Here is a 19,053-nt window from a genome sequence, read left to right as displayed (position 1 = left end):
GCTGCTGCGACTGCCGTACTCGGCGCCGCATACCCCATCGGCCTCGGCCGACATCAACGTCTCGGCCATGGTCTTCACCATGGATCGCAACAGATCCGGATCCCCCTGCTCGATCTGCTCCGCCAACCAGGTCGCGGGGTCCACACTGTTGTTTGCGGCCATCGCTTTCTTCTCCTTCGATCTTGTTACTTCGCACTCGAAGGATCACGCGATGGCCGTCCTCATTTCACGGCGCCACGCCTGCTACCTAGGGAAACTCGTACACCACCTCCGTGGACGCAACCACCCCACAGGTATTTGTGAACGTGGGTGCCGAACTCCTTGCGCAGCATCCGAGCCGAAACTCCCTTCAGTGAGTTGACCAGCTTGGACAAGGCGACCTTGGGCGGATAGTGGACCAGCAGATGGACGTGGTCGTCGGCGCCGTTGAACTCGCAAAGTTCGACTTCAAAGTCGGCGCAGACCTCTCGCATGATCTGTTCGCATCGGACCAGCATCGGGTCGGTGAAAGCCCCCCGCCGATATTTGGTGACAAAAACCAAATGAGCGTGGAGGGTGTGGACGACGTGCCGTCCCTTTCTCACATGTGGGTTCGATTCCCATCTCGGTGACATAAACCAAACGATACGATCAGAGTGTGGGGAAGGCGAAGCAGGTGAAGCAGACGCGGGCGCATGTAGCGCGCCTGGAGTTGAGCGCGGCCCAGGCGGCGGTGCTGGACGGCCAGGCGCACACCGCCCGCGCATTGTGGAACCTGCTGCACGAGTACGTCACCTTCCGCCAGGGCCGCCTCGCGACGGTGAAGGAGTGTGACGAGGCGATCCGGGCGGCTCGGTGTGAGATCGACTGGATGGGCCAACTGCCCGCCCAGGCGGCTCAGGCGGTGTTGAAGACCTACCGGCAGGCGTGGGCGAACTTCTTCAACCCCGATCACCCCGCCCAACGCCCGACGTTCAAGACACGGCTTCGATCCCGCCTGGCCGTTGATGTGCCCCAGGCCCGCGACTTGCGGATCAAGCGGGTCAATCGGCGCTGGGGTGCGGTCAACCTGCCCAAGGTCGGGCGGGTGCGGTTTCGCTGGACCAAGGACCTGCCTGGCCTCACCAAGAGCGGCCCGGCTGGGAAGATCACCGGAGCCCGGCTGATCAAGGGCACCTTCGGCTGGCAGATCGTGTTCCGGACCCAGACCATGGCCGCCGCGGTCATGGACACCCATCCCGGTCCGGCCGTGGGGATCGACCGGGGGATCACTGTCGCCTTGGCGTTGTCGGACGAGACCGTGCGTGAACACGGCCCGTGGCTTACCGGCGGTGAGCGTGAACACCTGCGCCGCCTGGAGAAGAAATCCGCCCGCCAGCGCGCCGCCCACACTCCCACACAGCCGACTTCTCATCGGCTGATGCGCACCTATGACCAGATAGCCAGGCTCCGCGCGACAGCCAAGCGCCGAGCTCTCAACTGGCAGCACCACACCACCACCGAACTCGCCGACACCTTCAGCGTGATCGTGGTGGAGGATTTGAAAATCACGAACATGGTCCGCTCCGCCAAGGGCACGATCGAGCACCCAGGCCGCAACGTGAGGCAGAAGGCAGGGCTGAACCGCGCCATCACCGGCGAGGCATGGGGCCGCACGCTCACCCTGCTGGAGTACAAAACCCGGGATCGCGGCGGGCTGGTGGTGAAGGTCCCCGCCCCAGGCACGTCGCAGACCTGCCACCGGTGCGGGCACCGCGACCCGGCCTCCCGTGACGGCACCAGGTTTTCGTGCGCCAACCTCGCGTGCGGGTGGAGCGGCCACGCCGACACCAACGCCGCGATCAACATTCGCAACGCCGCAGGAACTGCGGTGTCAGGACGTGGAGACCTCGGGACTGCCCGGTCTGCGAAGCGTCAACCCCCGCGCGCCGCCTAACCGCCACGCGACGGGAGAATCCCCGGCCCTCAAGCCGAGGAGGAGTTCAACGCAGCCTCGGCAACCAGGCGGGGAGGAACCGCACCCTGGAACTCCTGCGCCGCGCGAACGGCTGAGAGTGTACGGGCGGAAGTGGCCCGTCTTCCGGAACCCCGTGTCGCGCGGACGGACAGGAGCACACGCCGTGTGCCGGGGGTCGGGGGTCGGGCCGAGGGTCAGGACTCGGTGGCCGTCAGCAGGTGCCGGGCGGCGTCGCGTGCCTCGTCGATGCTCTCGTGGAAGAGCTTCTCGACCTGCCGGGCCTGCTCGGTCAGGTGCTCCAGGCCGGGGAGGACGAGCTCGTCCTCCGCGGTCTCGGCGACCAGCGCCTCGTACTGCGGGGTCCGCTCGGCGAGCACCTGGAGCTGCTGGTAGGCGCGGTAGACGCCGTCGGCCTTGCGCACCTGCCTGGCGTACTCCTCCAGCGCGCGGACCCGTCTGGTGAGCGAGGTCTCGGCGGTCTCCAGGGCCTTGACGTAGGGGGTGAAGGCCTCGGCCACCTCGGGCGGGGGCGCGCCCGGTACGAGCCGGTGGTGCTCGGCCTTCATCTCGGACAGCCGCACCAGCTTCCCGGCGATCCGCCAGGTCTGGTCGGGCAGGGTCACCGCGTTGTCGATCGTGTCGAGCAGCCGCGCCCGGTTGATCTCGGAGGCGAGAACCGTCTCCGTGGCGTCCTGCGTGCGGCGCAGCAGGTCACCGCAGTCGCCGTCGAGGTCCTCCGGCAGGATGAACCGGTCCCTGTGCTCCATGGCCAGCCGGACGCGCCGCCGCTCCCGGCGGCTCTCGGGGTCGTCGCTCAGGCCGCGCAGTACGGAGAAGGAGATCAGGGCGAGGGCGGCGATGAAGCCTCCCGTGGCGCTCAGGCTCGCCATGAGCAGCAGGAGCCCGGTGATCGCGATCAGTTTGACGGGGTCGGGCCCCTCCCGGCGGGGGACCTGTCCCAGCCGGGCCGCGCGCAGCGCCGGCGGGCTGGCGCGGAGGACCGAGGAGACCGGTTCGGGCAGGGCCGGATCTATCAGCAGGTGCGGGGGGCGTCTCCTCGGATCCACGCGACCTCCTCGCGACGGGGTACAGACGAGTCCTTCCACTGTCTCCCATGGACGGGGCTATGGCGCATTTACGGATGACATATGCGGACATCGGGGATTACGGAAACCGGCACCGGGCGTTAACTGCCCGCGCGTAAAGCGGCGTATAAACTCGGGGGCGATGAACGACTTCACGCGTTGGATCGATCTTGAAGGTGCCGCCAACGTCCGAGACCTCGGCGGGCTCGCGACGGTGGACGGCGGGACCACACGCTTCGGCCGGATCTACCGGTCCGACAACCTGCAGGGGCTGACCGGACGAGACGTCCGGCAACTCGTCACCGACCTGAAACTCCGCAACGTCGTCGACCTGCGCTCGGGCGCCGAGGTGCGCCTGGAGGGGCCGGGGCCGCTCACCGAGGTGCCGGAGGTGAGCATCCACCACCACACCCTGTTCGCCGAGGGCGGCGTCCTCACCGACGTCGAGGCGGACACCATCGAGGGTGACAAGGTGCTGCCCTGGACGGAGCGGGTCGAGGAGGATCTCGCCGAGCTCCGGGTGACCGGGTTCTACTACGGCTACCTTCGCGACCGCCCCGACTCGGTCCTGGCCGCCCTGCGCGCCGTGGCCCTCGACGACGGGGCCGCCATCGTGCACTGCGCGGCGGGCAAGGACCGCACCGGTGTCGTCTGCGCCCTCGCGTTGGAGGTCGCAGGTGCCACCCGCGAGGCGATCGTCGCCGACTACGTCGCCACGGCCGACCGCATCGACGACATCCTGGCGCGGCTGCGCTCCAGCGCCACCTACCGCGACGACCTCGACACCCGCCCGCCCGACGACCACCGCCCGAGAGCCGAGTACATCGAGCAGTTCCTGGGCGTCCTCGACGACCGGTTCGGCGGCCCGCTGGAATGGCTCACCTCGCACGGCTGGAGCGAGGCCGACTCCCGGACCCTCCGCGCCCGCCTGCGCGACTAGAGGTTCTCCGGAGCGGGACCGCCCGCTCGGTCAGTGGTCCTCCAGCGCGACGACCCGGCGTTCGGCGGCCGAGCGGCGGGCGGCCTCCAGCACGGTGAGGGCCTTGACGACCTCCTCCGGGGCGACCGGCGGCGGGGCGCCCTCGCGCAGCGAGGCCACCACGGCCCGGTAGAAGCCGGCGTAGGCGCCGGGCTCCGTGGGGACGGCGCGCGCGTCGCCGGAACCGTCGTCCGCGCCGAGGGTGCCCCAGCGCTCGGACGGCTCCTCGCCGAAGCCGGGGGAGGCGGGGGTGAGCCCGGCGCGCAGCTGCTCCTCCTGCACGTCCAGGCCGTACTTCAGGTAACCCGCCCGCGAGCCCAGCACCCGCAGGCGGGGCCCCAGCCGGGGGGTGACCGCGCTGACCCATAGGTGCGAGCGGGCCCCGCCCGCGTGGGAGAGGGCGATGAAGGTGTCGTCGTCGGCGTTGACCCCGGAGCGGCGCACGTCCGACTCGGCGTAGACGTCGACGGCCGGGCCGAGCAGCCGCAGGGCCTGGTCGACCAGGTGGCTGCCGAGGTCGTACAGCAGCCCGGCGACCTCCTCGGTCCCGCCCGTCTCGCGCCAGCCGCCCTTGGGCACCGGCCGCCAGCGCTCGAAGCGCGACTCGAATCGGGTCACCTCGCCCAGCTCGCCCGCCGCGACCAGGCGCCCGATCGTGAGGAAGTCGCCGTCCCAGCGCCGGTTCTGGAACACGGTCAGCATCAGGCCCAGGTCGCGCGCCAGCTCCGCCAGGCCGCGCGCCTCGGCGGCGGTCGCGGCCAGCGGCTTGTCGACCACCACCGGCAGGCCCGCCTTCAGCGCGGCCTCCGCCAGCGGGACGTGCGTGCGGTTGGGGGAGGCGATCACGACCAGGTCGACGGAGTCCCACAGCTCGGCGGGGTCACGGACCACCCGCGCGCCGTACTTCCCCGACACCTCGGCGGCCCGCTCCGGATCACCGGTCACCACCGCCGACAGGGTGAGGCCGGGCGTCGTGGAGATCAGCGGGGCGTGGAAGAACGCCCCCGCCACGCCGTACCCGACGAGGCCCACGCGCAGGTCGTCGTACGGGCCGTCGTGCGGGGGCCCGGTCCGCAGGTCAGTCACCGCGCTGCTCGTCGCGCTCGGCGAGGAACGCCTCGAACTGGGCGGCGAGCTCGTCGCCGGTCGGCATCTCCGACGGCTCGGCCATCAGGCTCTCGCGCTCGGAGCCCGCCGCGAACGCGTCGTACTGCTGCTCCAGGCCGGTGATGGCGGTGGACAGCTCCTGGGAGGCCTGGATCTGCTCGGCGATCTCGGCGTCGGTCTTCTCCGCGGCCTCGCGCAGGCCGTCCAGCGGGAACACCAGCCCGGTGCTCCTGGTGACCGCCTCCAGCGCGGCCACCGCGGCCGAGGGGTATTCGGCCTGGGCCAGGTAGTGCGGGACGTGCACGGCGTAGCCGAGGGCGTCGTGCCCCTTGGCGCCGAGCCTGAACTCGATCAGCGAGGCCACGCTGCCGGGCACCTGGACCTTGCCGAAGGCGCTGGTCTGGCCGGCGACCAGCTCGGGGCGGCTGGCGTGGCCGGTGACGCCCAGCGGGCGGGTGTGCGGGACGGCCATCGGGATGCCGTGGGTGGTCACCAGCCTGCCCACGTTCAGCCGGGTGACCAGCGTGCCGACGGCGGCGGTGAACAGCTCCCACTCCCGGTCGGGCTCGGGGCCGCTGAGCAGCAGGAACGGGATGCCCGTGGTGTCGTGGACGAGGTGCAGCGAGAGCTCGGGGCTCTCCAGATCCGCCCAGTGGTCGGTGTCGAAGGTCATGGTGGGCCGCCGGGAGCGATAGTCCAGCAGACGGTCGACGTCAAAGGTCGCCACGACCCGGTGCTCCAGCTCGTCGAGCAGGTGGGCGATGGCTAGCCGTCCGGCGCCGCCCGCGTCCACGAACCCGTCGAAGTGGTAGAGCAGCACCGGATCGGTCAGCTCAGGGACGTCTCCGCTGAGCCGGTAGAGATCCGTCGGGTCGAACACCGTTTTCCAGCCTTTCGTCGGTCGTCTCTTCAGCTCAACCCTCGGGGGGGCCGCTGAATTCCGCCTACCCTCGGCGATCACACGGCACCCTACCGGGGCACAATGGGTCGCATGCAGTCTGACCCTGAGCTTGAGGAGTTCGCGACCCGTCTGTTCAACCTGGCGAGGACCGGCGAGACGGAGCGGCTCCGAGCCTACGTCGGAGCCGGGGTTCCGGTCGACCTCACCAACGACAGGGGCGACACCCTGCTGATGCTCGCCGCCTACCACGGCCACGCGGATACGGTCCGGGCGCTAACCGGGTTGGGGGCCGACCCCGGCCGGGCCAACGACCGCGGGCAGACGCCGCTGGCGGGCGCCGTCTTCAAGAAGGAACCCGACGTGATCAGGGCACTTCTGGAGGCCGGGGCCGATCCGCACGCCGGGACCCCCTCCGCGGCGGACGCCGCCCGCATGTTCGGTCAGCACGAATACCTGGAATGGTTCGGGCAGTAAGTGAGAAACCGCGATATCCACGTGTTTCCTGACGTATAGGAAAACGGGCGTCCTTCGGCCATCCTTGGGGAGTGGGAACTACTACTAAGCGTAGGTCAGGCCTGTCTCTCCGCATCCCCCCGTTACCCTGTCCCTTCCCCAGTGAGGTCAACCCCCATGTCGAGAGGGTCAACACCGAGACTCTCGACTGGCTCGTCGACCGGGGCATCCTGAAGGACGCCGAGACCGTCGAGCGTTACCGCCAGGCCAAGTACGGCTGGCTGGGGGCCCGCACGTATCCCTATGCCGAACACCACACGCTCCGCCTGGCGACCGACTGGTGCGTGTGGCTGTTCGCCTTCGACGACGCCTTCTGCGAATCGGGCCGCGGCGCCGGCGAGATAACCCGCGCCCTGCCCCGGCTGTTCACCGTCCTCGACGACCTGGAGGCCGGGCAGGAGGTCGACGACGTCTTCGCCGGGGCACTCCTGGAGATCAAGACCAGGATCGCCACGTACGGCGACGACGACCAGCTCGACCGCTGGCGCACCGTCACCAAGGACTATCTCTTCGCCCAGGTGTGGGAGGCGGCCAACCGCGAGGCCGACGTCGTGCCGAAGGTGGACGACTACATCTTCATGCGGCGGCGCACCGGCGCCATGCTCACCGTCTTCGCGCTCATCGACGTCGCCAGCGGGCACGGCCTCACGCCCGAGGAGTGGCGCCACCCCGACGTCAAGGCGATCACCGAGAGCGCCAACGACGTCGTCGTCTGGGACAACGACATCATCTCCTACGCCAAGGAGAGCGACGGCGCCAACTCGCGCAACAACCTGGTGAGCGTGCTCGCCAGGCACCGGGGCTACTCGCGGCAGCAGGCGATGGAGGCGATCGGCGCCATGCGCAACCGGGCCATCGCCGACATGGTGGCGCTGCGCCCCTCGCTGGAGGCGCTCGGCTCCGAGGCGGTGCTGGCCTACGTACGCGGCCTGGAGTTCTGGATCAGCGGCAGCGTCGACTACTCGCTGACCAGCTCCCGCTACACGACCGCGTGGCAGCGGTAGGCACCGAAGCCCTCCAAAGCCCGCCGGAACCCCGAAGCCCGCCGGAACCCCCGAAACCCCGAAGCCTCCCGCGGCCCTCCGCGGCACGACCCACCCCTACACGACCTGGCCGTCCTCGTGGTCTCCGAGCGCGAGGACGATCAGCTCCTCCAGGTTCAGCTTCCTGCCCTGCGCGAAGGCCCTGTCGTGGGCCTCCTCGCCGAGGACGCGCTTGCACTCCTTGACGCAGCGGTCGTGCTCGGAGTTGAAGAACGGGGAGCCCAGCTGCGGCATCCCGAAGGTCCGCCAGTTGGCCTGGCCGCCGCCCATCAGCCGGGCCGCGAGCGCCGCCTGCCCCTCCTCCAGCGCCTGCTTGGCCACCACCTCGATCGCCAGGCCGATGCCGAGCACGTCGTGGAAGTAGCGCTTGAGCCGCAGCGCCTCGCGCGCGTTCGACATCGCCTCGGGGGAGCGGCCCATCGCCTGGTACACGCTGGCGAGCGCGTAGATGGCGTACGAGCGCAGCCACAGCTCGCCGCGCTGGGTGCAGACCGCGATGCAGTCGCGCAGCAGCACCTCGGCCTCGGCCGGCTCGTTCTGGATGAGCAGCACCATGGACAGCTCGACGATCGAGGGCAGCAGGCCCGGGTTGAGCTCGCGGCCGCTCTTGTGGAACTCGATCGCCACCCCCAGCAGCGCGCTCGCCTTCTGCAGGTCGTTCTGCAGGAACGCGGCCGTGCCGAGCATCTTGGTGGCCAGGATGACCGCGCCCGAGTCGCCGACCCTGACGGCGTCGGAGCTGCACTGCTCCGCGGCCTCGATGGCGCCGGCGATGTTCCCCTGCGCGCTGTTGATATAGGACAGCACCCACAGCGCCTTGCACCGGTCGGCGCTCGGCTGGCGGGCCAGCTCCAGGGTCTTCTCCAGGTAGAGCCTGCCCTCGCGGGCCAGCCCGCAGGCCACCCACATGAACCACAGGGAGGAGAGCAGCTTCAGCCCTGCCTGCACCTCGCCGGGGGTGCGCAGGCAGTGGTCGAGCGCGACGCGGATGTTGTCGTGCTCGTGGCGCATCCTGACGTACCAGTAGACCTGGCGGGCGCCGGACCAGGCGTCCTCGCTCCGCTTGGCCAGCTGCAGGTAGTAGTCGCGGTGCTTCTCCCGGATCACGGCGGTCTCGCCGAGCTTGTCGAGCCACTCCTCGCCGTACTGCCGCAGGGTGTCGATCAGCCGGTAGCGGTGCCCCGAGGGCGTGCCGTCGCTCAGCAGGATCGACTTCTCCACCAGGCTGGAGATGAGCTCCATGATGTCCTCGGACAGGAGGGTGTCGCCCGAGCAGACGTAGCGGGCGGCGTCGAGCTCGAAGTCACCGGCGAAGACCGACAGCCGCGCCCACAGCAGCCGCTCGGCCGGCTCGCACAGCTCGTGGCTCCACCCGATCGCGGCCCGCAGCGTCTGGTGCCTGGGCAGCGCCGTGCGGCTGGCCCCCGCGAGCAGGCTGAACCGGTCGGCCAGCAGGCCGAGGATCTGCTCCACCGACAGGGCGCGCATCCGGACCGCGGCCAGCTCGATGGCGAGCGGGATGCCGTCGAGGCGGCGGCAGAGCTCGGCCACCGGGCCGATGTTGTTCTCGTCCAGCATGAAGTTGGGCACCACCGCGCTCGCCCGCGCGACGAAGAGCTGCACGGCCTCGTTGCTGAAGACGTCCTCGCCCGGGGAGTCGCCGGGGACGGCGAGCGGCGGGATGGTGACCGTGTGCTCGCCCTTGGCGTTCAGCGACTGGCGGCTGGTCGCCAGGATGGTGAGCCCCCTGGCGGTGCCGAGCAGGTCCTCGAAGAGGGCGCCGCACGCGTCGACCAGGTGCTCGCACGTGTCGATGATCAGGAGGATCTCGCGGTCGCCCAGCCATTCGACCAGCGTCTCGTCCGCCGAGCGGGCGGACTGGTCGGCGATCCCGAGGGCCGAGGTGATCGTGTGGCGGACCATCCCCGAGTCCTGGAGGCGGGCCAGGTCGGCGAACCAGACGCCGTCCTTGAAGTCGCCCCGCATCTGGTGGGCGATCCGCAGGGCGGTGCGGGACTTGCCGACGCCCCCGATGCCGGTCACCGTGACCAGGCGGTGCTCGCCCAGCCGCTGCCGGAGTGTGGTGAGCAACCTGGTGCGCCCCACGAAGCTGGTCAGCTCGTTGGGCAGATTGCCGTCTCGCCGCCATCCTGCTGGCGTTGTCATGGCGCCTCACGGGGGTAGCTGAAACCTGCCACCGCATCGTACCGTCTGGGCTCTCGCCTGTCCCCGAGGTCCGCGGGGCACGGAAGCCCGCTTTCCACGGGGAAACCGGGCTTTCCGCCGGGCTTTCGCCGGGCTTTCCGCTGGGCTCTCCGGGGAGGGGTACGGGCTCTCGCGGCGACGGGTCCCCTCCCGTGGCCGGGGCGGTCTTCGGCCCGGACGGGGGGGCGCGGGCCGCGACGGTGGCTAGCATGGGGCGCGTGACAGTGCGCGAACCCGATGACCTGCGTCCCGTCGATCTCGCCGACGACGGGCTGCCGATCCTGCCCGACCAGACCGCCGACGACACCGACCTCGGCTGGAGCGAGTGGCGCGAGGCCGACGACGACGCCCGCCTGCTGGAGGACCGCCCTCCCCACTGGGGGTGACGCCCTACGGGGGGTGACGCCCGGTCGAGGTGACCGGCCGTGAGCCGCGTCCCTCCGGCGGAGCCTCCGGTGAGGACCCCGCTTCTCCGGCGGAGCCCCCTGACGAGGGCCCCGCCGGTGGGCGTCCGCTAGGAGACCACGTCCTTGCCGCGGAAGCGGCGGAAGGCGAACGCGACCAGGATCGCCGAGTAGGTGACGGAGACGGCCACCCCCTTGAGCATGCCGTCGTACTCCGGCTGCGGGGCCAGGGCGTCCAGCCACGCGGTGTTCCAGAACGTCGGGAGAAACTCCCTGAGCCCGCCGAGCGCCTCGACCGCCTGCAGGATGTTGCTGATGATCACCAGGCCGACCGCCCCGCCGACCGCCCCCAGCGGGGAGTCGGTGCTGACGGAGAGCAGGAAGGCCAGGGCCGCGACCACGAACTGGCTGACCAGGGCGTAGCCGATCACCACCCCGAACCGGGGCAGCACGTCCAGGGCGGCGATCGTCTCACCGGTCCCCGGCACCCGGACGTCGTTCCAGCCGAAGGCGAGGGTCCCGGCCAGCAGGGCCATCACCGGCAGGCAGATCACCGCCGCCGCCGAGTAGCCCATCGCGACGACCAGCTTCTGCCGCAGCAGGCGGTCGCGCGGGATCGGGGCGGCCAGCAGGTAGCGCAGCGACGACCAGCTGGCCTCGCTGGCCACGGTGTCGCCGCAGAACAGCGCCACCGCGACGACCAGCAGGAAGCTCGCCGACACCGACAGGGCGAACGCCGCGAAGTTCAGCCCGCCCTCGGTGGCCAGGTCGGAGATGCGCAGCGTGGTGCCGGGCTGCCCGGACCCGGCGCCGACCTTGAAGGCGATCACCAGGATCCACGGCAGCGCGAGCAGCAGGCCGAACATCACCAGCGTGCGGCGCCGCTTGAACTGCCGGACGATCTCCACGGAGAGCGGCAGCGTGCGTCCCGGCGCGTACCCGCGCGCCGACCCGTTCTCCGGAACCCCGCTCCCGGGGGTTTCGCGCTCGGGGGTTCCGTGCTCCGGGACGCGGCCGCTTCGCGCGGGGCCGTCGCCCGTCGCGCCGGTCATGGTGCCACGGGCGCCGTTGATGTCGCTGTCGCTCACGCCTTCTCTCCGATCAGGTCCAGGAAGACGTCTTCCAGGCGGGTGCCGGAGCCGTTGACCGGGGTGCGGCTGCTCAGCAGCTCGGCCACGGTCCCGGCCGTGACGAGGCGCCCGCGGTGCATGACCACCACGTGACTGCAGGTCTGCTCCACCTCGGCGAGCAGGTGGCTGGAGACGATGACCGTACGGCCCCCTCTGGCGTAGCGGATCAGGACCTCGCGCATCTCGCGGATCTGGGGCGGGTCGAGACCGTTGGTGGGCTCGTCCAGGACGAGCAGGTCGGGCAGGCCGAGCATGGCCTGCGCGATGGCCAGGCGCTGGCGCATGCCCTGCGAGTAGGTGCGGACGGCGCGGTCCAGGGCCTTGCCGAGACCGGCGATCTCCAGGGCCTCGGCGAACCTGGCGTCCTCGACGGGCCGGCCGGTCGCCTTCCAGTACAGCTCCAGGTTGTCGTGGCCGTTGAGGTGCGGCAGGAAGCCCGGCCCCTCGACGAACGAGCCGAGCCGGGACAGGACCGGCGCGCCGGGCACCACCCGGTGCCCGAAGATCCGCACCTCGCCGCCGTCGGGTTTGATCAGGCCCATCAGCATGCGCAGGGTGGTGGTCTTGCCCGCCCCGTTGGGGCCGAGCAGGCCGAGCACCTGGCCGTGCTCGACGGTGAACGACAGGTCGTTCACCGCGAGCTCGCCGTTGCGGTACGCCTTGGTCAGGCCGTGGATCCGCAGCGGTACGGAGTCCAGCTCCGGGTCGTGCTCGTCGGCGGCGCGGCGGCGCCCGGCGAGCAGCAGGGCCGCCGCGACGGCGAGGGAGGCCAGCGGCAGCGCCCAGATCCACCAGGCCGGGCCGGTCGAGGGGGTGCGCAGGGTCGCGTAGGTGGGCACGCTCACGGCCGGTGAGGCCAGGGCGACCGTGTGGACGGCCGGGGCGGCGGGGGTGCTGTAGCCCAGGTCGGTGGTGGTGAACGCGACGCGCAGCCGGTGCCCGACCTCGAACCTGTGGTCGATGGCCGGCAGGGTCACGGTGGCCTCGCCGGAGCCGCCCTCGGGGATCGCGATCCTGACCGGGGCGACGAGCCCCTCGGGCAGGATCGGCGCCTGCGTCGCGCCCGCGACGTCGTAGAGCTTGGCGAACAGCGTCACCTCGCTTGCCGCCGCCGCACGCGTCCCGGCGGCCTCCGCCTCTGGCCCGCCGGTGTCCGAGGCGGTGTCCGAGCCGGTGTCCGCGGTGTCACCCGGCGCGGCGTCGCCCGCCGCGGAGGAACCGGCCGGTTCGGGCGTCACCCGCACCCGTACGGTCGAACTGCCGGTGACCTGGAGCGGGGCCGTCAGCGGGGCGGAGTCGAAGGTGGCGCTCTGGCCCGCCATGTCGATCGACAGGTTCGCGGTGGCGTTCCCGCCGAGGCCGCCGAAGCCGGGGACGGCGGAGATCGAGGAGGGGGACCCGCCGGGCGGGTTGGCCACCCGCTGGCCGGGCCCGCTGAGCGGTACGGAGGTCTGGCCGGTGCCGGACAGCCCCGGGTAGCCGCCGGCGACGGCGTGCAGCTGGACCGGGCGCCGGGTGCCGGGGTCGCGCCCGCCGTCGCGGGTGACGGTGAAGCCGCCCGCCGGCCCGGCCTCCCCGTCCCCCTTCAGGTGGCGGTCGAACCAGCCGAGCGTCCTGTCGTGCAGCCAGTCGACCTCGCCGTTGCCGCCGTCGTGGCCGCCGTCGAACCAGGCGACCTCCACCGGGGCGCCGGTGGCGGCGATCGCCCTGGCGTTGGCGTCCGCCTGGCCCAGGGTGAACAGCGAGTCGCGCTGTCCCTGGAGCAGCAGCGTCGGCACCTTGATTTTGCCGGGCACCGAGATCGGGCTGGACCTGCGCAGCGTCTCCACCGCGTCCGCCGTCGCCCGGCCGCTCTCCGCGACCTTCTGGTACATGTCACAGATCTCCGGCAGGAACCGGCCGCACCGGACCTCTTCGGCGGTGAGCGGCCGGGGCTGGGCGGGCGGCGCCCCGGTTCCGCCCTCCTCGCCGTCCTCGCCCTCGGTGCCCTCCGCGCCTCTCCCGAGGGCGGCCAGGCCGGCCGCGCCCGGCGCGGGACCGCCGCGGCTGAAGAACAGCCCGGCCCACATGCGCTTGAACACCCCGCTCTCCGGGCCCTGCCCGGTGGCGTTCGGGAACAGCGCGTCGGCCAGGTCGTACCAGGTGATCTGCGGGGCGATCGCGTCGATCCTGGGGTCGTGGGCGGCGGCCATCAGCGCGATGGCCCCGCCGTAGGAGCCGCCCGCGACGCCCACCCGGGGGTCGCCCGCCGCGTCGAGGCGGACCTCGGGCCGCCTGGCGACCCAGTCGACGAGCTGGCGCACGTCCTTGACCTCGTAGTCGGGGGAGTTCAGCGCGATCTGCCCCGAGGAGCGGCCGAAGCCCCGCGCGGACCAGGTCAGCACGGCGTAACCGTCCTGAGCCAGCCGTACGGCGGCGTCCCTGACGCTCTGCTTGCTGCCGCCGAAGCCGTGCGCGAGGAGCACCGCGGGGGCCCTGCCGCCTCCGGCCGGGGGGAAGAAGCTCGTGTCCAGCGTGACCCGCTGGTCGTCGTCCGGCCCGTCGACCACCGTGATCATCTGGTTTTGGGCCCGTACGTCCGGCTCGGACGGCCACACCAGCCAGGCCGCGACACCGACGACCAGCACGGCGACCGCGGCGATCCAGACGGTCCGTTTTCCCCCACGTTGCATGACGAGAGCCTACTGACTTGAGCTGAGAGCCTCCTGAGACCGTTCTCAGGAGGGTTCCCGCCGCTTGGAACGCCGGTGAGGCGCGGTTAAAGCGCTGGTCAGCCGCCGGTCGGCCGCCGTTCACGCGCGGGCCGGCCCCCGTGGCGGAGGGGCGGGCCGGACGCGGGTGATCACCCGCGGGGGAGGAAGGCGGAAGTGGCGCCGATGCTCAGGGTTGTCCCCGATTGCGGAGCGAGGTAAAGGAGCGGCATCATTTCGAGGCGTGAAGCCAGTAGAAAGCCTCCGAAGAAGAGCCACTCCCGTCATCGAGTGGGCTCTGCCGTATTGGACGCGCGGGAAGGCCGGCAGGGAGACCCCGGAGGATCTGTTCAGGCTCCTCTACCTCGGGTGGCTGGTGGCTTTCTCGTTCAAGGTGCTCGGCGCGTCCTGGGACGTCTCCTGGCACTTCAAGTGGCTCCGTGACGACCTGGCGCCGCCGCACCTGCTCAACAGCGTCGGCACGGCCATCGCCCTCGCCCTCACGATCATCCACGTCTACACCGGTTACGGCGTCGACAGGCTCGCGCAGCGCCTCATCAGCTGGGGCACGGGCATCTTCCTGGTCGCGGTCCCGCTGGACCTGATCAACCACCGGATCAACGGGCTCGACATCACCTCGTGGAGCCCGTCCCACCTGATGCTCTACATCGGCACGCTCTTCATGGTCTGCGGCGTCATCCGGGGCTGGTTCGTCCGGGCGGTCCCGGGGCGGACGCGCACGCTGGTACTCGGCGGGCTCTTCGTGTTCCTCTTCGAGAACGTCTGGTTCCCGGCCCAGCACCAGGAGTACGGCGTGTACGCCATCGCTGCCTGGGACCGGGGGCAGCCGGAGGCCGAGCCGATCCTGATCCAGTTCGCCGCCGAGCAGATCGGCCTGCCGGTGACCGACAGGGCCGTGGCGCTGCACTTCGCGCTGCCGGTGCCCGACCAGCTCTATCCCCTCTACGCGGCGATGGCCGCCATCCTGGTGGCCGTCTACGCCCGCGCGATGATCGGCCGGATGTTCTCCGCCACCGCCGTGATCGGTGCCTACGTCGTCTTCCGCACCCTGATCTGGCCGCTCCTGGCCGTGGCCGACTTCCCGCGCTCGGCGATCCCGGTCTTCCTGATCGCCGGGGCGCTCGCCGTCGACCTGGCGTTCCTGATCAGGATGCCCGTGGTCAGGGCGCTGGTCGGCTCCGTCGGCGCCACCCTCCTCGTCGACCAGGCGCTGCGCTTCCAGCAGGCGACGTTCATGGCGCCGCCGCTGGTGCCCCCCACGACCATGCTGGTCGGGGGGGCCGGGCTCGCGGTCCTGTGGCTGGCCGCCGAGTGGTCGTTCAGCCGTCACACGCTACGGGCTCAGGACAGGGAGGCGCTGGTCAGCGCGACCGCCACCCCGTAGGCCAGCCCCATCACGGTGATCTCGGCCGCCGCCCACCCGACGACCGCCGTCGCCCGCCGCTCCGCGATGTGCGGCATCAGGCGGTAGCGGATGTGGGCGGCGAACGGGACCAGCAGCGCCACGCACGCGGTCTTGGCCACGACCAGCAGGCCGTACTCGTTCGTCAGCAGGGCCCCGGGCAGTTCCACGCCCGGGGTGAGGGCCATCGTGGCCAGGCCGTTCACCAGGCCGGAGAGGCCGACCACGATCAGCGCCAGGGTCGCCAGCCTGGAGAACTCGGGAATCACCCTGGCCAGCAGCTCCCGGTCCCCGGCGACCAGCAGGACGACCGTGAGCAGGCCGCCGGTCCAGGCCGCCGCGCCCATCACGTGCAGCTCCATCGAGATCATGATGGGGTCGTGCCAGACCGAGTCGACCGCGTGGCCGGTGACCGGGATCGGCAGCAGCCCGAACAGGGCGATCACGATCCGCAGCTCGGCCGGGACCTTCTCGCCGTACCGCACGGCGAGCAGCCCGATCCCGGCGTAGGACAGCGCGCAGGCGGCGCTGAAGAGCATGCCCTGCCCGGCGCCGACGCTGTCGACGTACTCGGCGATCATGCCCGGGGTGGGGACGAGCCCGGGGTTCAGCTCGGCCGTCTGGAACACGATGACGACGAGCGCCAGCAGCGCCCACGCCCAGGCGAAGGTGACGGCCGCGGGCCGGGCCCGGCGCATCACCGGTTCCGTGCGGTCGGGGTCGTCGAACCCGAGCAGCTTCGGCAGCAGGCTGAGCCCGACCACCGCCACCGCCGCCAGGTCCAGCAGCACCCGCAGCACCGGCAGCCCGTACTCGACCAGCGGCCCGGGGATGGCGATCCCCGGCACCTCCTCCTGGGGGGCGAGTGCCGTCGCGACCAGCACGGCCAGCACGGCCGCGGACACGAGCCCGCCGACCACCAGCTTCCTCGCGGTGCCGGCCTCGGCGGCCCGCTCGGCGGTCACGGTCATCCCGTGCCTCCCTGCTCCCTCGTACGGCGCATCGCCACGACCGTGGCCCCGCCCAGCAGGACGATGGAGCCCGCGATCCACAGCACGGCCATCCCGGCCCCGCCGTTCTGCGCGGCCTCGGCGGCCTGGGCGCCCAGGCCGGGGCCCTGCGGCGCCTCGGCGGAGGCCACCGGTGCGGCGGAGGCGGCGGGCGCGGCGGCGTCGGGAGCCTGGGAGGAGCCGCCCGGCCCGGGGACGGTCAGGGTGAAGGTGATCTTGCTGGAGACCGGGTGGCCGTCGGAGGAGAGGATCCGGTAGCCCACCGCGTACTCCCCGGCGGGGCCAAGGGGCTTCACGCCGACGCTGACCTTCGCCCTGTCGACGGTGGTCCTGCCCTCCTCCCAGCGCGCGCCGTCCGGGCCGATCACGCTGATCTGCGCGAAGCCCTGCCGGACGGGCTGGTCGAAGGTGAGTGTGATCTTCTCGGGTCCGGTGGCCAGCTCGGTACCGTCCTTGGGGTCGCTGCTGATCAGCACGTTGTGGGCCTGTGCCGGGCCGCCCGCGCCGAGCAGCGCGGCGGACGCGAGCAGCAGGACCGTGAGTAGCCGCCTCACCGGTCGTGGCCTTCCTTTGGGATCGTCATGACGAATGACATGCTCCCACCCCGGCCTCCCGGCCGGGAATCGCGCTCGCGCGGGTCACCCGCGTCCCCGGGTCGCCCGTGCCCCTGCTCGGCCCTCGTCCCGGGGGAGTGAAGCCGATGACTATGAGGATGACAAACATTCAAAAAATGAAGAATATGATGATTTATCTGGTAAAAGCCATCAAGGGATAGTTTGTTTGGTTTTATCGGGCTGGAAAACAACGGCGAAACCTTGACGAATTCGGCGCGTGATCCTTAGCCTCGCTTCAAACAGCGTTGCCGAGTTGCCTGGTCACCGAGTTACCGATCCGCCGCGCTCGCGCGTGGCGGAGGGGTCGCCGTGCCGCCGCGACGGGCCGGACGGAAGGCGCCTGATATGTCGCTGGTACACGGATGGGAAAGGGCGTCTCGCGAGGGCGCCGCCGCGGAGATCGGCCGGACCCGATGACGGCCGGACCCGCGCCGCTGAGCGTGACGTCCGTGGAGTTCTCCGGCGCGCGGGGCGGCGAGTCGCCGCTCAGCTGGGGCCAGCTGGCCATCTGGCGGCTCACCCGCTGGCTGGACGACGACGACCCGTACTTCAACATGCCCTGGGTGCTGCCCGTCTACGGCAGACGCGACCTCGACACCGTCCTCGGGGCGCTGCGCGTGCTCGTCGAGCGGCACGAGACGCTGCGGACGACGTACGAGGAGACGCCCGGCGGGCTGGTCCAGCGCGTGGCGCGCCGGGGCCGGTTCGCCGTCGAGGTGTACGACGCGGGGGAGGCCAGGCCGCTCGCCGCCGCCAGGGAGCTCTCCGTCCGGCTGGCCGCCACCGCGTTCGACTACGCGGCCGACCTGCCGTTCCGCTGCGCCGTCGTGACCGTCGACGGCCGTCCCAGGACGGTCGCCCTCACCCTGTCCCACCTGGCCGTGGACGGCGGGGCCCTGGAGGTGCTGGCGCGCGACTGGCGGGACCTGCTCGCCGGCGGCGAGATGGCCGCCCCCGCCTGGCAGCCGATGGACCAGGCCGCCGTCGAGCGCGAGGGACCGGGCGCCGCCCGCGGCGAGCGGACGCTGCGCCACTGGCGCTCGATCCTGGAGCGGGTGCCCCTGACCATGTTCGACTTCCCCCGTACGGAGCCGGAGGAGCCGAGGTTCGTCAAGGTCGGCATGGAGTCGGCCGCCACCGCGGCGGCGGCCGAGGTGCTGGCGGCGCGCTGGTCGGTGAGCACGGCCAGCGTGCTCACCGCGGCGAGCGCGGTGCTGCTCGGCGCGCTCACCGGGCACCGCGAGGTGGTCATGCAGCTCATCGTGGCCAACCGGCACGATCCCCGGCTCGCCGCCATGGCGGGGAGCGCCGTGCAGGACGGGATCTTCGTCCTCGCCCTGCCGGAGGGGACGTTCGCCGACGCCGCCCGCGCCGGGCACCGGCAGGCGCTGACCGCCTACCGGAACGCGCACTACGACCCGTACCGGATGATGGCGTTGCGCGAGGAGGTCGGCCGCGAGCGCGGGCGGCCCGTCGACCTGTCGGCCTACTTCAACGACACGCGGGCCGCCGGCCACTGGCCCCACCTGCCCGCGGTGGAGCCGCCGGGCGACCCCGCCGCGATCGCCGCCCTCACCGAGCGGACCAGGACCTTCCACGTCGGGTCCTGGCCCGAGGTGGACGCCACGGCCCTGTTCGCCACCGGCACGGCCACCAACACCTGCGAGCTGTACCTGATGGCCGACACCGCCTACCTGCCGCGCCCCACGGCCTACGCGCTGCTGCGCGGGCTGGAGACGCTGCTGGTCGCCTCGGTGGCCGGGGACGTCCCGCTCGACGAGGTCGCCGGGCTGTGCGGCATCGTCCCGGTCGAGCGCCCCGCCGCCCGCGACGACTCCTCCGACGGGCCGGGGCTGTTGGCGGGACGGGGAACGGCGTAGCATCCGGGCACGCCTCACGCGGCCGGGCCCTCGCCCGGAACCGCGGGCCGAAGGGCCGGGGCCCGCGGCGCCGGAGGGCCGGGGGATCGAGGAGTCGGGGGACCGAGGGGCCGCCGGGGCGCGGGGGCGTCGA

At 71.6% G+C, this 19,053-nt stretch carries 15 protein-coding genes and 1 pseudogene; 7 read left to right on the top strand and 9 right to left on the bottom strand.

The window, feature by feature from the left end:
- Nucleotides 1–281: 281 nt before the first annotated feature.
- Nucleotides 282–614, bottom strand: a pseudogene (gene tnpA / locus ACFYWM_RS24290) (IS200/IS605 family transposase); the annotation flags it as partial.
- Between the two features lie 23 nt (nt 615–637).
- Between tnpA and ACFYWM_RS24285 the strand changes: the two are divergent.
- Nucleotides 638–1,915 (top strand): RNA-guided endonuclease InsQ/TnpB family protein, encoded by a 1,278-nt coding sequence (locus tag ACFYWM_RS24285; protein WP_389917720.1) that lies wholly within the window; start codon nt 638–640, stop codon nt 1,913–1,915.
- 215 nt (nt 1,916–2,130) lie between these two features.
- On the opposite strand, the gene ACFYWM_RS24280 is transcribed toward ACFYWM_RS24285, so the two are convergent.
- On the bottom strand, nt 2,131–3,003 hold the full coding sequence (locus tag ACFYWM_RS24280; protein WP_389917719.1) for a hypothetical protein: 873 nt from the start codon (nt 3,001–3,003) through the stop codon (nt 2,131–2,133).
- A 160-nt stretch (nt 3,004–3,163) separates the two neighbouring features.
- Here ACFYWM_RS24280 and ACFYWM_RS24275 point away from each other — a divergent pair, with 160 nt between their 5' ends.
- Nucleotides 3,164–3,961, top strand: coding sequence for a tyrosine-protein phosphatase (locus tag ACFYWM_RS24275; RefSeq protein ID WP_389917718.1), 798 nt, complete (start codon nt 3,164–3,166; stop codon nt 3,959–3,961).
- A 30-nt stretch (nt 3,962–3,991) separates the two neighbouring features.
- Here ACFYWM_RS24275 and ACFYWM_RS24270 read toward each other — a convergent pair whose 3' ends face one another.
- Together ACFYWM_RS24270 and ACFYWM_RS24265 are read right to left on the bottom strand one after the other, a co-directional pair.
- Complete coding sequence (locus ACFYWM_RS24270; protein WP_389917717.1) at nt 3,992–5,086, bottom strand: Gfo/Idh/MocA family oxidoreductase; 1,095 nt, start codon at nt 5,084–5,086, stop codon at nt 3,992–3,994.
- Nucleotides 5,079–5,987, bottom strand: coding sequence for a proteasome assembly chaperone family protein (locus ACFYWM_RS24265; protein WP_389917716.1), 909 nt, complete (start codon nt 5,985–5,987; stop codon nt 5,079–5,081). Before ACFYWM_RS24265 ends, ACFYWM_RS24270 begins: the two co-directional genes overlap by 8 nt.
- A 102-nt stretch (nt 5,988–6,089) precedes the next feature.
- Here ACFYWM_RS24265 and ACFYWM_RS24260 point away from each other — a divergent pair, with 102 nt between their 5' ends.
- Both ACFYWM_RS24260 and ACFYWM_RS24255 read left to right on the top strand, forming a co-directional pair.
- Nucleotides 6,090–6,482 (top strand): ankyrin repeat domain-containing protein, encoded by a 393-nt coding sequence (locus ACFYWM_RS24260; protein WP_389917715.1) that lies wholly within the window; start codon nt 6,090–6,092, stop codon nt 6,480–6,482.
- Between the two features lie 71 nt (nt 6,483–6,553).
- Entirely contained in the window at nt 6,554–7,525 is a 972-nt protein-coding gene (locus ACFYWM_RS24255; protein WP_389917714.1) for a 4-epi-cubebol synthase, read from the top strand.
- Nucleotides 7,526–7,621: 96 nt separating this feature from the next.
- On the opposite strand, the gene ACFYWM_RS24250 is transcribed toward ACFYWM_RS24255, so the two are convergent.
- A complete protein-coding gene (locus ACFYWM_RS24250; protein ID WP_389917713.1) occupies nt 7,622–9,730 on the bottom strand; it encodes an ATP-binding protein in 2,109 nt (702 codons plus the stop codon).
- A 257-nt stretch (nt 9,731–9,987) separates the two neighbouring features.
- Between ACFYWM_RS24250 and ACFYWM_RS24245 the strand changes: the two genes are divergently transcribed.
- Entirely contained in the window at nt 9,988–10,155 is a 168-nt protein-coding gene (locus ACFYWM_RS24245; protein ID WP_389917728.1) for a hypothetical protein, read from the top strand.
- A 128-nt stretch (nt 10,156–10,283) separates the two neighbouring features.
- Here ACFYWM_RS24245 and ACFYWM_RS24240 read toward each other — a convergent pair whose 3' ends face one another.
- Both ACFYWM_RS24240 and ACFYWM_RS24235 read right to left on the bottom strand, forming a co-directional pair.
- Entirely contained in the window at nt 10,284–11,261 is a 978-nt protein-coding gene (locus ACFYWM_RS24240) for an ABC transporter permease (protein ID WP_389917712.1), read from the bottom strand.
- Complete coding sequence (locus ACFYWM_RS24235; RefSeq protein ID WP_389917711.1) at nt 11,258–13,975, bottom strand: CocE/NonD family hydrolase; 2,718 nt, start codon at nt 13,973–13,975, stop codon at nt 11,258–11,260. The genes ACFYWM_RS24240 and ACFYWM_RS24235 overlap by 4 nt, the downstream gene beginning before the upstream one ends.
- Nucleotides 13,976–14,237: 262 nt before the next feature.
- Between ACFYWM_RS24235 and ACFYWM_RS24230 the strand changes: the two genes are divergently transcribed.
- Nucleotides 14,238–15,398 carry a hypothetical protein gene (locus tag ACFYWM_RS24230; protein ID WP_389917710.1) on the top strand — a complete coding sequence of 387 codons (1,161 nt, stop codon included), beginning with the start codon at nt 14,238–14,240 and terminating at the stop codon, nt 15,396–15,398.
- Here the strand turns inward: ACFYWM_RS24230 and ACFYWM_RS24225 are convergent.
- Nucleotides 15,356–16,387, bottom strand: coding sequence for a copper resistance D family protein (locus ACFYWM_RS24225; RefSeq protein WP_389917709.1), 1,032 nt, complete (start codon nt 16,385–16,387; stop codon nt 15,356–15,358). The two genes, ACFYWM_RS24230 and ACFYWM_RS24225, sit on opposite strands and share 43 nt — an antisense overlap.
- Nucleotides 16,384–16,980, bottom strand: a complete 597-nt coding sequence (locus ACFYWM_RS24220; protein WP_389917708.1) for a copper resistance protein CopC — start codon at nt 16,978–16,980, stop codon at nt 16,384–16,386. The genes ACFYWM_RS24225 and ACFYWM_RS24220 overlap by 4 nt, the downstream gene beginning before the upstream one ends.
- A gap of 473 nt (nt 16,981–17,453) precedes the next feature.
- Between ACFYWM_RS24220 and ACFYWM_RS24215 the strand changes: the two genes are divergently transcribed.
- Nucleotides 17,454–18,920, top strand: coding sequence for a condensation domain-containing protein (locus ACFYWM_RS24215; protein ID WP_389917707.1), 1,467 nt, complete (start codon nt 17,454–17,456; stop codon nt 18,918–18,920).
- Nucleotides 18,921–19,053 lie beyond the last annotated feature (133 nt).

This window comes from Streptosporangium sp. NPDC002721, from assembly GCF_042888905.1.
Classification (GTDB): domain Bacteria; phylum Actinomycetota; class Actinomycetes; order Streptosporangiales; family Streptosporangiaceae; genus Streptosporangium.
This window is presented reverse-complemented; position numbering and strand designations above follow the sequence as displayed.

What these genes read in the sequence shown, in the direction of transcription:
- ACFYWM_RS24275 (WP_389917718.1), top strand. Translation starts at nt 3,164, where the DNA reads ATGAACGACTTCACGCGTTGGATCGATCTTGAAGGTGCCGCCAACGTC.
- ACFYWM_RS24260 (WP_389917715.1), top strand. Translation starts at nt 6,090, where the DNA reads ATGGGTCGCATGCAGTCTGACCCTGAGCTTGAGGAGTTCGCGACCCGT.
- ACFYWM_RS24250 (WP_389917713.1), bottom strand. Translation starts at nt 9,730, where the DNA reads ATGACAACGCCAGCAGGATGGCGGCGAGACGGCAATCTGCCCAACGAG.
- ACFYWM_RS24235 (WP_389917711.1), bottom strand. Translation starts at nt 13,975, where the DNA reads ATGCAACGTGGGGGAAAACGGACCGTCTGGATCGCCGCGGTCGCCGTG.
- ACFYWM_RS24225 (WP_389917709.1), bottom strand. Translation starts at nt 16,387, where the DNA reads ATGACCGTGACCGCCGAGCGGGCCGCCGAGGCCGGCACCGCGAGGAAG.
- ACFYWM_RS24215 (WP_389917707.1), top strand. Translation starts at nt 17,454, where the DNA reads ATGACGGCCGGACCCGCGCCGCTGAGCGTGACGTCCGTGGAGTTCTCC.